At 65.5% G+C, this 15,074-nt stretch carries 14 protein-coding genes, 1 tRNA gene and 1 pseudogene; 14 read left to right on the plus strand and 2 right to left on the minus strand.

What is annotated here, in order from left to right; genetic code table 11:
- From LC066_RS21060 to LC066_RS21085, 6 genes and pseudogenes are all read left to right on the plus strand, one after another.
- Positions 1-106 (plus strand): annotated as a pseudogene (locus tag LC066_RS21060) (IS5/IS1182 family transposase); the annotation flags it as partial.
- Positions 107-567: 461 nt separating this feature from the next.
- Positions 568-1,521 (plus strand): ABC transporter substrate-binding protein, encoded by a 954-nt coding sequence (locus tag LC066_RS21065; RefSeq protein WP_224903413.1) that lies wholly within the window; start codon positions 568-570, stop codon positions 1,519-1,521.
- Between the two features lie 4 nt (positions 1,522-1,525).
- Positions 1,526-3,217 carry an ABC transporter permease gene (locus LC066_RS21070; RefSeq protein ID WP_224903416.1) on the plus strand — a complete coding sequence of 564 codons (1,692 nt, stop codon included), beginning with the start codon at positions 1,526-1,528 and terminating at the stop codon, positions 3,215-3,217.
- 3 nt (positions 3,218-3,220) lie between these two features.
- Positions 3,221-4,207 (plus strand): ABC transporter ATP-binding protein, encoded by a 987-nt coding sequence (locus LC066_RS21075; protein WP_224903420.1) that lies wholly within the window; start codon positions 3,221-3,223, stop codon positions 4,205-4,207.
- Positions 4,208-4,219: 12 nt separating this feature from the next.
- Entirely contained in the window at positions 4,220-5,146 is a 927-nt protein-coding gene (locus tag LC066_RS21080) for a LysR family transcriptional regulator (RefSeq protein WP_224903423.1), read from the plus strand.
- A 93-nt stretch (positions 5,147-5,239) separates the two neighbouring features.
- Complete coding sequence (locus LC066_RS21085) at positions 5,240-5,761, plus strand: metallophosphoesterase (RefSeq protein WP_224903426.1); 522 nt, start codon at positions 5,240-5,242, stop codon at positions 5,759-5,761.
- Positions 5,762-5,779: 18 nt separating this feature from the next.
- Here LC066_RS21085 and LC066_RS21090 read toward each other — a convergent pair whose 3' ends face one another.
- Positions 5,780-6,577: a phosphodiesterase gene (locus LC066_RS21090; RefSeq protein WP_224903429.1), complete on the minus strand. Its 798-nt coding sequence runs from the start codon at positions 6,575-6,577 to the stop codon at positions 5,780-5,782.
- A gap of 324 nt (positions 6,578-6,901) precedes the next feature.
- Between LC066_RS21090 and LC066_RS21095 the strand changes: the two genes are divergently transcribed.
- From LC066_RS21095 to LC066_RS21125, 7 genes are all read left to right on the plus strand, one after another.
- The gene (locus LC066_RS21095; RefSeq protein WP_224903432.1) at positions 6,902-8,203 is read left to right on the plus strand and encodes an ABC transporter substrate-binding protein; all 1,302 of its coding nucleotides are present in this window, start codon (positions 6,902-6,904) and stop codon (positions 8,201-8,203) included.
- A gap of 70 nt (positions 8,204-8,273) precedes the next feature.
- Positions 8,274-9,176 carry a carbohydrate ABC transporter permease gene (locus tag LC066_RS21100; protein WP_224903435.1) on the plus strand — a complete coding sequence of 301 codons (903 nt, stop codon included), beginning with the start codon at positions 8,274-8,276 and terminating at the stop codon, positions 9,174-9,176.
- Positions 9,176-10,066 carry a carbohydrate ABC transporter permease gene (locus tag LC066_RS21105; RefSeq protein ID WP_224903438.1) on the plus strand — a complete coding sequence of 297 codons (891 nt, stop codon included), beginning with the start codon at positions 9,176-9,178 and terminating at the stop codon, positions 10,064-10,066. The genes LC066_RS21100 and LC066_RS21105 overlap by 1 nt, the downstream gene beginning before the upstream one ends.
- Before the next feature lie 22 nt (positions 10,067-10,088).
- A complete protein-coding gene (locus tag LC066_RS21110; RefSeq protein WP_224903440.1) occupies positions 10,089-11,150 on the plus strand; it encodes an ABC transporter ATP-binding protein in 1,062 nt (353 codons plus the stop codon).
- An 11-nt stretch (positions 11,151-11,161) separates the two neighbouring features.
- On the plus strand, positions 11,162-11,938 hold the full coding sequence (locus tag LC066_RS21115) for a DeoR/GlpR family DNA-binding transcription regulator (RefSeq protein ID WP_224903443.1): 777 nt from the start codon (positions 11,162-11,164) through the stop codon (positions 11,936-11,938).
- Complete coding sequence (gene hisN, locus LC066_RS21120; protein WP_224903446.1) at positions 11,935-12,714, plus strand: histidinol-phosphatase; 780 nt, start codon at positions 11,935-11,937, stop codon at positions 12,712-12,714. Before LC066_RS21115 ends, hisN begins: the two co-directional genes overlap by 4 nt.
- A 291-nt stretch (positions 12,715-13,005) precedes the next feature.
- Complete coding sequence (locus LC066_RS21125; RefSeq protein ID WP_224903448.1) at positions 13,006-13,260, plus strand: hypothetical protein; 255 nt, start codon at positions 13,006-13,008, stop codon at positions 13,258-13,260.
- Here the strand turns inward: LC066_RS21125 and LC066_RS21130 are convergent.
- Positions 13,239-13,315 (minus strand) — tRNA-Met (locus LC066_RS21130). The genes LC066_RS21125 and LC066_RS21130 overlap by 22 nt on opposite strands.
- Before the next feature lie 368 nt (positions 13,316-13,683).
- Here LC066_RS21130 and LC066_RS21135 point away from each other — a divergent pair.
- The gene (locus LC066_RS21135) at positions 13,684-15,057 is read left to right on the plus strand and encodes a sigma-54-dependent transcriptional regulator (RefSeq protein ID WP_224903451.1); all 1,374 of its coding nucleotides are present in this window, start codon (positions 13,684-13,686) and stop codon (positions 15,055-15,057) included.
- Positions 15,058-15,074 lie beyond the last annotated feature (17 nt).

Raw genomic sequence — 15,074 nt, forward strand, 5'->3', positions numbered from 1 at the left:
CGGCAGGCTGAAGGATTGGCGGCGTGTGGCGACCCGATACGACAGATGCCCGAAAGTCTTCCTGTCAGCCATCGCCCTCGCAGCCCTCGTTATTTACTGGCTATGAGTCCTGACCCTAGGCGACCGGGGCTACGACTTGGACTGGCTCCGAGAAGCGGTGCAATACAAAGGCATCGCGCCTGAACTCCTGGCCGGAAGCGGCGCAAGACCCGGATCAAACACCCGGCCTCCGATCCAGCCCACATTCCCAGTGCCGTCGCCAAGCGGATTTACAAAACCGTCACATTAAATGGTACAGAACACGACTTACTCGCTTCAGGCGCTATACCTCCGACCCTCTCAACGTTCTATAAAATATACATTTTTTATGGCGCATCGGCGAGAGATGTTAATAATTCGTTACAATATCATGGTAATGCCGCGGCATCTTGTCCCGTAATTCGGGACGATTTCCCATGAATTGCCTGATGCCGCACATTGCCCGGGCCCACACCGTTTCGCATAGCAGAGGCGCGACGACCCCCTTTTCCGCTTTCACCTCTTCGAGTTCTCAAAGGAGATTCCAAAATGATCCGCAAGCTCGCGATCTCTGCCTTTGCCCTGATGGCCGCCTCTGCTGCCTCGGCCGATGATCTGACCGTCTACAGCGCCGGGCCGAAACCGCTGTCCGCCGCGCTGGCCGAAGCTTTCACCGCCAGGACCGGCATCACCGTGAATCTGTTCCAGTCCAATTCCGGCAAGGTCATGGCCCGCTACGAGGCGGAAAAGGCCAACCCGCAGGCCGATGTGCTGATCTCCGCCTCCTGGGGCCATGCGATCACCCTGAGCGGCGCTGGTGAGCTGATGCCCTACACCTCTCCCAATGCCGAGACCGTGCCCGGCTCGCTGAAGGCCGACGACTATGTGGCCCAGGGCGCCGCTGCCATCGCCATGGTCTATAACACCACCCTGGACATGCCGGCGCCCGCGGAATGGTCCGACCTGACCGATCCGGCCTACAAGGACCTTGTGACGATGCCCGACCCGACCGCATCGGGGGCCGCACTGTCTCTGGTGCAGGGTCTGGCCACCCAGGACGCCGAAGGCACCTGGAAACTGCTGGGCGATCTGGCCGACAACGGCATGATCGTGCCCGGCGCCAACGCTGCTGCGCTGAATCCCGTGCTGTCCGGCGCCCGCGGCGTCGTCTTCGGCGCCGTCGACTACATTGCCATCGGCCAGAAGGCCAAGGGTGAAGCGATCGAGGTGGTCTACCCGGAAAACGGCACTGTCCTGGCCCCGCGTCCGATGATGATCCCCGCCACCACCGACCAGCCCGACGAGGCCAGGCAGTTCGTCGATTTCGTGCTGTCCGACGAAGGTCAGGCCCTGGTCGCCGACCGCATGATCCTGCCGGCGCGCACCGATGTCGAAGCCAAGCGTCCCGGCTGGGATGCCCTGCCGCTGATCGAGTTCGACTATGCCAAGGCCGCGGCCGAGGCCGCCGAAACCCAGGCTGCCTTCAAAGCCGCCGTTGAGTAACGGCATGTTGTCCGCAACTGCCGCAAAACCCTCGGGAGGCGCGCTGCGCGCCTCCCTCTTCTTCGCGACAATGGGCCTGGCCTTTGTCATCGTCGTCCTGCCGATCCTGGCGATCCTCCTCTTCGCGATCTTCCCGAAGCTGAACGAGCTGTCCTTCACCGGGGCCTTCGGAAACCTCGCCCCGCACCTGGAAGACCCCCGCCTGGTGCAGGCGGTCGTCAACTCCGTCTCTCTCGGTGTCGCGGTCTGCGCCCTGTCGACCCTGCTGGCCGTCACTGCGGCGATCCTGCGGGCAAGAACTGGACGGCGCGGCGCGATCTGGGACGTCGCCTTCCTCGTGCCCTTCCTGATCCCGCCCTTCACCGGCTCCTTCGCCTGGATACAGCTGGGTCAGCGCAACGGTTTTCTCGAACAGATCCTCGGCTTCAACCTCGCCCCCGTCCTCTACAGCTTCTTCGGGATCGTGCTGGTGATGGCGCTGAACCTCTTCCCGATCATCTATTTCACCACCTCCAGCGCGCTGCAGATCGTCGGCCAGCGCTATGATGAAGTTGCCCGCGTCTTCGGCGGCTCCGCGCCCCGCCGGCTGTTCCGCATCCTGCTGCCGCTCGTCGGCACCGCGATCGTGTCGAGCAACCTGCTGGTCTTCATCATGACGGTGGAGGAGTTCGGCACCGCAGAGATCCTGGGCCGCCGCGTCGGCATCGACTTCGTCGTCACCTACATCCATGAGAAGCTGAGCGACTGGCCCATCGATCTCCCCGGTGCTTCGGTGCTGTCGCTGATCCTGATCGTCATCGCACTGGGCGCCTATACCCTGCACCTGCAAATGACCCGTCGGACCGCCACGGCGGTAGACGAGGTGCAGGCCCGGGCGGGACAGTCGCAGGGGACCCCCCTTGGCACCGCATTGTGTCATCTCGCCCTGGGCACCCTGGCCTTCGTCGGCGTTGCCCTGCCCCTGCTGTCGATCCTCATCAGCGCGCTGATGCAGCGGATGTCGGGCGGTCTCGTCTGGTCCAACCTGAACTTCGGCGCCTTCGTCGAGCTGTTCACCACCCACGAAGAGGCCCTGAGCGCCATCGGCACCAGCCTGCACCTGGCCACGATCACCGCGGTGGTAACGGTCGCCATCGGCGTGCTGGCGGCTTTCTTCATTGTGCGTTGGCAGTCCGTGCTGTCGGGGCCGCTGGATTTCCTGCTGACCCTGCCGAACGCCATTCCCGCGATGACCGTGGCCGTCGGCCTGATCCTGGTGTGGAATCAGGCGTTCTGGCCCTGGACGCCCTACAACACATGGTGGGTGATGCTTCTGGCCTACACCTGCATCATGCTGCCCTACCCGGTGCGGATGATCACCAGCACCCTGCGCCAGTTGCCGATGTCGATGCAGGACGCTGCCGTGGTCTACGGCGCCAGCGACCTTGGCGTGATCTGGCGGGTGAACGGCCCGGCCCTGCTGGGCGTTTCGGTCGCCTCGGGCTTCATTGTCTTCTCCATAGCCTCGCGGGAACTGGTCACCTCGCTGCTGTTGACCCCGCCGGGGTTCGAGACCGTCTCGACCTTCGTTTTCCACCAGTTCGACCAGGGCTCCGTCCGCACCGCCATGGCGATGAGCCTGGTGTCCGTCGTCATCTCCGGCAGCTTCATCGCTCTGGGCAATGCCCTTGCCGGGCTGCGCTCCTTGAAAGGTTAACCCGTGATCCAGATCCAGACCCTGCGCAAGAGCTTCGGCCCGACAGAGATCCTGAAGGGCATCGATCTGGACATTGCCGAGGGCGAGTTCGTCACCCTGCTGGGCCATTCAGGCTGCGGCAAGTCCACCCTGCTGCGTATCATCGCCGGGCTGGAGCGTGCGGATGCAGGGCAATTGTCCTGCGACGGCGCGGTGCTGGATGACCTCGCCCAAGGCCGTTTCGTGCCCACCCAGGCGCGGCGCTTCGGCTTCGTCTTCCAGGACCACGCGCTGTGGCCGCATATGAGCATCGACGACAACATCGCCTTTCCGCTGCGCAGCGCCGGCTGGCGGAAGTCCGAAATGGCCGCGCGCGTGCGCGAGGTGCTGGAACAGGTCCAGATGGCCGAACATGCGGGTAAGTCTCCGCGCCAGTTGTCCGGCGGCCAGCGCCAGCGCGTCGGCATCGCTCGCGCCCTGGCCCTTTCGCCCCGGGTGCTGCTGCTGGATGAGCCGCTGGCCAGCCTCGACAGCAACCTGCGCGACGACCTGGGCCACGAGATCCGCAAGCTGTCGAAACAGTTCGGCCTGACCTGCATCAACGTCACCCATGACAGGCGCGAGGCGCAGATCCTGTCGGATCGCATCGCCGTCATGGAGGGCGGCCGGATCCAACAGGTCGGCGCGCCGCTGGACGTGTTTACCCGCCCCGGCACCGTGGGGATCGCGCGCTTCGTCAACGCCGGGAACATCGTGCCCCGCGCCTTCCTGGATGACGGCCCCTGGACCGACGATTGGCTGCTTTTGCCCCGCAACGCCTTGCAGGTCGCCCCCGCGGGGGGCGACGTGACGGCAAAGGTGCAGGACATGGTTTTCATCGACGGCCGCTTCGAGGTGAAAGTCGAGGCGCGTGGCCAGGAACTGACCTTCTTCTCCGACGCCCGCCCCAGCGAAAGCGGCGAGATCGAACTGACCGTCCGGCGCGAGACCGTCGTGCCGCTCTCGGCCTGAGGCGCAAATTCCATGCAGAGCCTCAACGATCTCAAGATCCTCGATGCGATCGACCGCTTTCGCTCCATCCGCAAGGCGGCGGAGCACATGACCCTGACGCCCTCGGCGCTCAGCCGGAAGATCCTGGCGCTGGAGGCCCAGTTCGGGGTGGAACTGTTCGAACGCACGCCGAAAGGTCTGCGCCTGAACCCGTCCGGGCAATACCTGGCCGTCTATGCTCGCAGCCAGCTGGCTGAATTCGAGAAGGTCCGCGGCGAGTTGCAGGCGATCCGCAAGGCAACCAGCGGCCATGTCCGCATCTGCGCCAGCCAGTCGGTGCTGGAAAGCTTCCTGCCCGTGCACCTGGCGCGCTTCCAGTTGCAGAACCCCAAGGTCACGGTGTCGATCAACCACTCCTCCTCGGCCCGGGCACTGTCGGACCTCCAGGACTACCAGTCGGACATCGGTCTGTGCCTGAACCTGTCCGATCACGTGGACCTGTCGGTGCTGGGCGAGGCCGAGCAGCAAATCTACGCGGTGGTCTCTGCCAGCCACCCGCTTGCCGGGCGGGCAGAGATCAGCCTGGCGGAGGTCGCGCAGCACCAGTTCGTCCTGCCGCCCCAAGGCTCGGGCCTGCGCCTGATGCTGGACCAGCACGCCAGCCGGGAAAAGACCTTCCTGAACCCGGCGGTCGAAAGCAACACCTATGCCTCGATCGCCAGTGCCTGCCGCAGCGCGGGCCTGATCACCTTTGGCCTGTCCCTGTATGAGCAGACGGAGGATGAGGTGGCCAATGTCTCCCTCATCCGGATCAGCCGGATGAAACCCGCCAACATCCGCCTGGTGAAGTTGCATGGGCGCACCCTGGCGCCGGCTGCCGACAAGCTGGCGCGCTACCTGACGCGGCGCATGCGCGGCGGCGCAAGGCCCGAGGGCGACCAGTCCCTGGGCCGAGACTGACGCCGGCGCGTCCCGCCGCCCCTTACGCCCCCGAAGACCCTCGGCGCACGCCTGCCCGCGCACCGCCATCAGAAGACGACCAAGGAACAGACCATGACGACCTGGATCATCTCGGATACCCATTTCGGCGACACCAGCCTGGTCGGCGCCCGCCCGGCATCGGGGAAGGTCGCCCGCCCGTTCGAGACCGTGAGGCAGATGGACGATTGCCTGGCCGACCTGTGGAATGACCGCATCGCGGAGAATGATAGGGTGCTGCACCTTGGTGATGTCCACGCGGGGGAGGGCTGGCGTGTCCTGCCGCGGTTGCGGGGGCAGAAGCACCTCATTCTTGGCAATCACGACAACCCGCTGGATGACAGGCTGCGCGCGGCTTTCGCGACGATTTCGCTCTGGGACGTGACCGCGGCCGCGAAGCTTGCCCTGACGCACCTGCCGCTGGACCTGTCCCGTTGTAGCGGGATGGCCGACCGGTTCACCTTGAACATCCACGGGCACCTGCACACCCGGCCAGCGCCGACGGACCGGCACCTTTGCGTCAGCGTCGAACAGACCGGCTACAAGCCGGTGAACCTGGAGGATCTGCTGGCGCAGCGGGCCGCCTGCGCCGACTGACCCAGCCGGCGGGATAGCCTAGCCCGTCCGGTCTGCGCCTCGGTCCCCCAGGGTCACGACGTGGGACACCCGATCCCCGTCGGGCGCAAAGTGATGCATCATGTACTGCGGCGGCTCGTCGGAGAAACGGAAGGCGACGCCGCTGCGCAGATCGAAGGCGATCTGGTGCGAGGCAGACGGCGCAACCAGCACTGGCGCGCCACCGCAGCCGCCCGTGATCGCCCGGTGCATATGGCCGCAAAGGATCGCCCGTACCCGACCGTGGCGCGCGATCAACTCGGCCAGCCTGTCGCGCCCGACCAGCAACCCCATCCCGTCCATGTCCTGCAGCCCGGTGGTAATGGGTGGGTGATGCAGGATAAGGACCACGTCACGATCGGCGCAGCTTTGCAACGCCTGCTCCAGCCAGGTCAGACGCTCCGGGCATAGCTCGCCATGCGGCGCCCCCTCGACCAGCGTGTCGAGCCCGAGGAAGGTCAGCGCGCCGAACGCGCGCTGAACACACAGATGGCCCGAAGCGGTCTGTCCCGTCATGTCGCGCAGCGCGGCCAGCATCGGCGCGCGCTTGTCGTGGTTGCCCGGCACTGCCAGCACCGGAAGCCCCAGGCGGCGGAGGCCGGCTGCGACATGGGTGTATTCCTCCGCCGTCGCATCCTCCCCCAGGTCGCCGGAGAAGACGATCATGTCGGGCTGAACTGGCTCTGCCGCCAGGCTGGCCACGAGCCGATCGAAGGCAGCGCCGGTGTCGAAGCGGTCGGCCAGCAGGCGCCCCTCCGCCAGAACGTGGGAATCAGTGATATGCGCAACAAGCACCATGTGCACCTCTTGGGATTTGCGGGGGAATCCGCAGGGTTCGCCGGCTGATCTAACCGATTTCAGTCACAATAATATGCAGACTAGGCGCCTGACCGCAAAGATAAGCGTCAAGTACTCGCGCTATTCACTAGAATACCCACAATTCGGGCAATCAAACCCCACAGGAGTCAAAAGTACCGCTTATCCTGAGAGGAGCGGTGCGATGGTCATAAACCTGTGACTTTCTGCCCATAATGGAAGGTTCACGGCGCCAGGATCTGTGAGGTCACGGATGGCGCGGCACTGAAGTACGACCAGAAAACCACATTAAGGAGTTTTAAAGGCATGAAGTCCACAAAACCCAACATGATGCGCCGTCGCCTGCTGGCCACCGGTCTCGCGGCACCCTTCGTCAGCGCCATGCCCGGTATCCTGACCCCGGCACGCGCCAACGACACCGTCAAACTGCAGTTCATGTATCCCGTGGGCGTCTCCGGCGATATCAACACGATCATTTCCAACATGATCGCCGAGTTCAACGCGACCCACGATGGCGTCGAGGTCGAAGCGATCTACGCGGGCTCTTACGACAATACCGAGCAGAAGGTGATCACCTCGCTGGGTGTGGGCGAACCGCCGGCGCTGTGGCTGCCGATCAACTCGTCGCTGCAGACCTTCCTGGGTCTGGACGCGCTGGAAGACATCACCGAACAGGCCAAGGCCGACGATATCTATGACGATTTCATCGGTGGCTTCCTGGATACCGCCGTGTCCGACGGGCGCCTTTACGGCCTGTCCTACCAGCCCTCGACCCCGGTGCTGTACTACAACAAGGACGCCTTCGCCGAGGCAGGTCTGGGCGACGCCCCCGTCACCTGGGACGAGCTGATGACCGCCGCCCAGGCGCTGACCATCCGCGATGGTGACGCGCTGAAACGCTGGGGCCTGACCATCGGCGGCGGCTGGCACGACTGGATGTTCGAGGGCTATTGCCGTCAGAACGGCCTGGTGCCCTGGGAGGCCGACAAGGTGCTGTGGGATCGCCCCGAGGCGATCGAGGCGCTGGAGTTCTGGAAGAAGATGGTCGACGCGGGCTGCATGGCCCCGGCCTCGACCTGGCAGGGCTCGGCGAACGACTTCATGGCCGGCTCCACCGCGATGCTCTACCACTCGACCGGCTCGCTGACCAACCTGCGCACCTCCTCGCCCTTCGAGGTCGGCGTGGCCTTCATGCCGAAGCGCAAGCAGTTCGGCGCCTCGCAAGGGGGCGGCCCCATCATGATTGCCAAGAACCAGTCGGACGCCAAGAAAGAGGCCGCCTGGACCTTCGCACGCTGGATGACCAACACCGAGAACCAGGCCGCCTGGAGCCGCGCGACCGGCTATCTGGCCGTGCGCAAATCGTCGTGGCAGCAGCCCGAGATGCAGCAGTACCTTGCGGAGGTGCCGCAGGCCGAAGTGGCGATGAAACAGGCCGAATACTCGGGCGCCTTCCTTCAGGTTCCGGCCTATTCCCGCGCCCGCGACAACCTGAAAAGCGCCATCGACCGCACCCTGGCGGGCGAGATTGCCCCCGAGGCGGCGCTGACCACGGCCACTGCCGATACCAACCGCGAGATCCAGCGCGTCCAGCGTCGTCAGGGCTGATCCCGCTACATGACCTGGGGGAGGCGGGCCGCCTGGCTCGCCTCCTCGTACCTGTTTCCGAGGGTTCCAAATGTCGTCATCCTTCGCCCGCGCGCGCCGGAACGAGATGTTGCTGGCCTATGCGCTGCTGCTGCCATCGCTGATCTTCCTGGCCGTCTTCACCTACTGGCCGATCATCCGGTCGGTCTGGTTCAGCCTGCATGACGTCCTGCTGGGCGATCCCGAGATCTTCTGGCTGGGGGCGGAAAACTATCTGCGCCTGCTGGATGACCGGCTGTTCTGGAAGGTGCTGGGCAACACCGCCTTCTACACGCTGACGACAATCCCCCTGTCGATCATCGTGGCCTTGCTGCTGGCGGTGGCGATGGACAGCAAGCTGCGGGGGATGGCGATCTATCGCTCGGCCTTCTTCTATCCGGTGATGATCCCCTCGGTGGCCGCGGGCATGCTCTGGGTCTTCCTCTACGCGCCGGGCTACGGTCCCATCAACGCGGCGCTGACGACCCTGGGCTTGCCCCGGCTGGACTGGCTGTACGACAGCGACTGGGCGCTGCCCGCCATCGTCATAATGAGCATCTGGAAATACTCGGGCTACTTCATGCTGATCCTGCTGGCGGCGCTGAAACTGGTGCCTTCGGACCTTTACGAAGCGGCGCGGCTGGACGGGGTCAGCGGCTGGCACCGGCTGATCCACATCACCGTGCCGCTGGTCTCGCCCACCCTCTATTTCGTCATCATCATCGGCACGCTGCACAGCTACCAGATCTTCGACTACGTCTATGTCATGACGCAGGGCGGGCCTGCCGACAGCACCAACGTGCTGACCTATTACATCTACCAGAACGGCTTCCAGTATCAGGACATCGGTTATGCCTCGGCGCTGGCCAATGCGCTGCTGATCGCCGTGCTGGGCTTCATCGGGCTGGTGTCCGTCACCCTGGGCCGCCGGGTCCACTATCTGGGAGAGCGCTGATGTCCGACGCGACCCTGACTCCCGCCGCAGACCGCCCCGCCGCCACGGTGCCCGCGCGCCGACCGCGCTGGCGAAAGACGCTGCGCGAGAACTGGCTGCACGCCGTCATGCTGCCGCTGGCCCTGCTGTGGCTCAGCCCGCTGGTCTGGATCCTGGTGACCTCGCTGAAGACCCAGACCGAGGTTTTCGACCAAAGCGCGGGCTTTTGGCCCGCGTCGCTGACCTTCTCGAACTATCCCAGCACCCTGTCGGTGGCGCCCTTCGGGACCTATCTGGTGAACTCGGTCCTCGTGACCGGCTCGATCCTGGCGGGACAGCTGGTGACCATCACCCTGGCCGCCTATGCCTTTGCCCGGCTGAGTTTCCCGGGCAAGAACCTGCTGTTCACCCTGTTCCTGTTGCAGGTGATGTTCCCGATCTACGCGATCTTCCTGACCAACTTCGTCACCCTGCGCGAAATGGGGCTGGTGAACACCATCCCGGCGATGATCGTGCCGTTCGTCGCCTCGGGCTACGGCACCTTCATGCTGCGGCAAAGCTTCCGCCAGGTGCCGGCCGAGCTGTCGGACGCCGCGCGTTTGGATGGCTGCGGGCATCTGTCGATCCTCTGGCATGTCTACCTGCCGCTGGTGAAGCCGACGCTGATTGCCTTCGGCATCATCTCGGTCGTGACCCACTGGAACGACTACATGTGGCCCCTGCTGGTGACCAACTCCGAGGGCATCCGCACCCTGCCGATCGGGCTGGGCCTGCTGGCCAAGGCCGACAGCGGCGCCGACTGGCCCCGGCTGATGGCCGGGACCACCATCGTTGTCTCGCCGCTGCTGCTCTTGTTCGTGATCTTCCAGCGCCGCTTCATCGACAGCTTCATGCATACCGGCGTCAAGTGACGCCACAGACCGGAGGCCCCCAATGGCGACCGTCCAACTGAACCAGATCTGCAAGTCCTACGGCGACCGGAAGACCGTGCATGACATCGACCTGACCATCGAGGACCGCGAGTTCATGGTGCTTGTCGGCCCCTCGGGCTGTGGCAAGTCCACCACCCTGCGGATGATCGCCGGGCTGGAGGAAATCACCTCGGGCCAGTTGCTGATCGACGGGCAGGATGTGACCGATGCCCAGCCCCAGGCGCGCGACATCGCCATGGTATTCCAGTCCTACGCGCTTTACCCGCATATGACCGCCTACCGGAACATGGCCTTCGGCCTGCTGAAGACCACCAAGCTGTCCAAGGCAGAGATCGACGCCCGCATCCGCGAGGCGGCCGAGATCCTGTCGATCACCGACCTGCTGGACCGCCGCCCGAAAGAGCTGTCGGGGGGCGAGCGTCAGCGCGTCGCCATCGGCCGCGCCCTGGTGCGCCAGCCCAAGGTCTTCCTCTTTGACGAGCCACTGTCGAACCTGGACGCCAAGCTGCGGAACCGGATGCGGGCCGAGCTGAAGCGGCTGCATTCCGAGTTGGGGCTGACCGTCATCTACGTGACCCACGACCAGATCGAGGCGATGACCCTGGGCACCCGAGTGGCCATGATGTCGGACGGATACCTGCAACAGGTGGGCGCGCCGATGGACATCTACATGAACCCCGCCAACACCTTTGTCGCCACCTTCATTGGCTCGCCCGAAATGGCGCTGTTCCCGGCGCGGGCGGCGGGCGGCAAGCTGGGCCATGACGCCTTTGTCGCGGATCTGGCCCGTGGCGGCGACCTGCCCGCCGAGGTGCTGATCGGGCTGCGCCCCGAAGAGGTGACCCTGTCGGCCAGCGGCATGGCCCGCGCCACCGTCACCCACCGAGAGCTGATCGGCGCCGAGGCCCTGGTCGAGGTCGCCATGGGCGGCGACCGCATGGTGGTGAAAAGCCCGGTGCAGGGCGCGCCCCTGCCGGGCGACGAGGTGGGCCTGGATTTTGACATGAGCCGGATGCGCCTCTTCGATCGCGGCACCGGACGCGCTATCCTCGCGCAAGACTGAGCGGAGGGGACATGGCACGCAGTCACAGACAAGAGCAGATCCTCGCGCTGCTGAAGGCGCGGGGGAAGGCGGCGATCACCTTCCTGGCGGAGGAATTCGACGTCTCGGATGAAACCATCCGGCGCGACATGAAAAGCCTCTCGGCCGACGGGCTGGTGGAGAAATTCCACGGCGGTGTGCGTCTGTCGATGCCGCGCACCGAGCCACCCTTCCAGCGACGCCTGTCAGAGAATGCGTCAGCCAAGGCCGCAATTGCCGCCGAGACTGCCCGCCACATCCGCGAGGGCGCGACTCTGCTGCTGGACAACTCCACCACCGCCTGCTTCCTGGCGCGCGAGCTGACCCAACGGGAGCCGATGACCATCCTGACCATCTCGATGGAGATTGCACAGATCCTGAACGCCGGGGACGCGCAGCACCGGGTGATCCTGCCGGGCGGGGAGCTGCGCAAGGCCGACCGCACGCTGACCGGAGCGGCCACGATCAGCTATCTCGGCGGGTTCACACCCAGCTACTTCGTCATGTCGGTGGTCGCCGGCTCAGCGCGCGGCTGCCAGGATTTCGACTTGTTCGAAGTGGAGTTCAAGCGCGCGATGATCGAGCGCGCCGACGAGACGGTGGTGATGATGGACAGCGGCAAGTTCAGCAAATCGGGCCTGATCCATGTTTGCGACTGGGGCCAGGTGGATACGCTGGTCAGTGATGCCGTGCCGCCCGAGATCGCCGAGCAGATCGACCATGGCCATGTCCTGCTGGCCCCCGACCTGCCGGAGGGCCGCCCCGCATGACCGCTCCCCTTGGCCGATACGAAGCGGTGGCGCGCGACATGCTGGCCGCCGCCCGGCCGCTCGCCCGGCAGCATTTCCGCACCCCGCTAGCGGTGGAACGCAAAAGCGATCTCAGCCCCGTCACTCTGGCCGACCGTGCCATCGAACGCGCCATGAAACAGGTGCTGGACGAGGCCTGTCCCGGCCATGGCATCCTGGGTGAGGAGTTCGGCAGCCGCGATGCGGACGCGCGGCACCTGTGGGTGATAGACCCGATCGACGGCACGAAAAGCTACATCGCCGGCGTGCCGCTTTTCGGCACCCTCATTGCCCTGCTGGAGGACGGCGTTCCGATCCTGGGTGTGATCGACATGCCGATTCTGGGGGAGACCTGGATCGGACGCGCGGGCGAGGCCACCCACCTGAACGACAGCCCCTGCGCCACCACGCAGGGCTGCAGGCTGTCGCAGGCAACTCTCTTTGCCACTTCGCCGGACCAGTTCGCCCCTGACGGCCTTGCTGACTTCGACCGGTTGAGCCGCGCCTGCACCGCCCGCCGGTTCGGTGGCGATTGCTACAGTTACGGCCTGCTCGCCTCCGGCCACGTGGACCTGATCCTTGAGGACGGGCTGGAACCCTACGATTTCCTGCCTCTTGTCCCGGTGATTGAAGGGGCGGGCGGGGTCATCACCGACTGGTCGGGCGCACCACTGACGCTGGCGTCGACCGGGCGCGTCCTGGCCGCGGCAACCCCTGCGCTGCACCGAGAGGCGCTGGAGGTGCTCCGGCAAGCCTGACGGCGAAAGGCGTCCTGCCACTTGCCTGAACTGCCGCCCTGAAAGGATGCGCAGTCTGAAGTTATCCCTGCATGGTGGTCAGCGATAATGGGGCTGAACTGGCGTCGCATGCCGTTCTGGGAGCGCAGGGAGACCGGAAGATCGGTCGCAAGCAATAGACGTTGGTGGATCTCTGCCTCAAGGACGCCCTGTCAGCCGAAGCAGTGAAAGAGCGCGGCGGCCAATAGAGGCGCGAAAGGCAGAGCTCACGGCGTTCCTGCTGGCAGCCGCGGCCCCCTTCGGCATTCCTTGATGGCGAGGTTCTACCGCTCGCGTGTACAAGCGCACTACGATGTGCTGCGGGATGAGGGTGAGGAGAAGCGCGCAGAGGCCGCCGATGTCATCCGGACGCTGTTCGAAGATCTCGTGCTGACGCCGGTGGAGGGCAAGGTGGAGATCGACGTTCGCGGGGATCTTTCTGGACCCCTTAAGCGTTCGACGCAAACAAAACCCCGCCGGATGGGCGGGGTCACTGTAAGTAAAGTTGGTTGCGGGGGTAGGATTTGAACCTACGACCTTCAGGTTATGAGCCTGACGAGCTACCGGGCTGCTCCACCCCGCGCCAATCTCCGTTGGGGCGTCGCCCCGTCGGTGAAGCACGATCTATCGTCTCGACCGGGGAGGTGCAAGGGGCTGCGAGAGGATTTTTGACAAAAACGTAAAACGGTAGAGGCAAACCGCAGTCGCGCCGGGGGTTCCGGAAATATATACATGAAAACAAGGGGGTGCCGGGTCGCGATGCGTGGGGGCCTACGCCTTGTGTCACGCTCCGGGATCGCGAAACCTCTGAGTGCGGCGGCCCGTGCCCGCCTTTGTCACCGGAACGGCGCGACTCGCCCCGGCTGAGCCTTGCTGCCTTGCTCCCCAGGAAAGGGCTGGATCGCGCCCCGGCCTCTCTCCTATGCTGCCGGACGGAGAGGAGACCGGGGGATGCAGATCGTGGAGGAGCGACGGGAGGCGGGCCAGGGCACGCTGACGGATCATCTGCGCGAGGCGCGGGTGCTGGTCGTCGATGATGAACCGGGCATGCGCAATTTCCTGGTCAAGGTGCTGACCCCCTATTGCCGTGAGGTGGCCGAGGCCGCCGATGCGGCCCAGGCGGGCGCCTGCCTGGCGGAGCGGCATTTCGACATCATGATTCTCGACAACATGATGCCCGGCCAGACCGGCATCGACTGGCTGGCCGAACAGCGCGAGCGTGGCGGGTTCACCGACACCATCATGGTCACCGCCTATGCCGACCTGGAAACGGCGATCGAGGCGATGCGCGCGGGCGCGTCGGATTTCGTGCTGAAACCCTTCCGGTCCAACCAGCTGCTGAACGCCGTGCGGCGCTGCATGCAGATGGCGGCGCTGCGGCGCGAAAACACGCTGTTGCGCCGCGAGCTTGAGAACACCGACCTGGGGCGCCGGCGGCGGCATGAGCTGGTCGGCGCCTCCCGCGCGTTGGAGGAGGTGCGCGCCACGCTCGACCGGTTGAAGGATATCGACACGCCCGTCCTCATCACCGGCGCCTCGGGCACCGGCAAGGAGGTGGCGGCGCGTCATCTGCATCACATCTCCGACCGCGCCGGGCGGCCCTTCGTGCCGATTTCCTGCGGGGCGATTCCGGCCGAGATGATCGAGATGGAGCTCTTCGGCCATGCCCCGGGCGCTTTCCCGGGCGCGGGGGAGGGGCGCGAGGGGCTGCTGGCCTCCGCCCAGGGGGGCACGGTCTTCCTGGATGAGGTCGCGGGGTTGGGGCCCGCGGCGCAAACCGCGCTGCTGCGGGTGCTGGAGGACGGGATGATCCGCCCCGTCGGCACGGAACGCGACACGCAGCTGGACCTGCGGTTCGTCCTGGCCACCTCGAAGGACCTGGCCCGCGAGGTGGCCGAGGGACGGTTCCGCGAGGATCTGCTGTTCCGCATCAACGTGCTGGAGCTGCGCATGCCGCCCCTGTCGCGGCGCGAGACCGACGTGATCGAACTGGCGGAGCTGTTCCTGGAGGAGCTGGGCGCGCGCCTGCGCCTGGCGCCGCTGACCATCGACAGCGCCACCCGCGCCGCCATGCTGCGCCACGACTGGCCCGGCAACATCCGCGAGCTGCGCAACTTCATCGAACGCTCGCTTATCTTCGGGCGCTTCCCGCTGGAAACCCTGGCGCCCGCGCGCGGCGAGGAGATCGCGCCGCTGGACGAGGTGGAGCGGCGACAGATCCTGACCGCGCTGGAGGCCGTGGGCGGCAACCGGACCGAGGCGGCCCGGCGCCTGGGCGTGTCGCGCAAGACCATCGACCGCAAATGCGCGGCCTGGGGCCTCTGACCCGTGGCCGTGGGGAT

It is taken from the genome of Pseudooceanicola marinus (assembly GCF_020177265.1).
In the GTDB taxonomy this organism is placed as follows: Bacteria; Pseudomonadota; Alphaproteobacteria; order Rhodobacterales; family Rhodobacteraceae; genus Pseudooceanicola; species Pseudooceanicola marinus_A.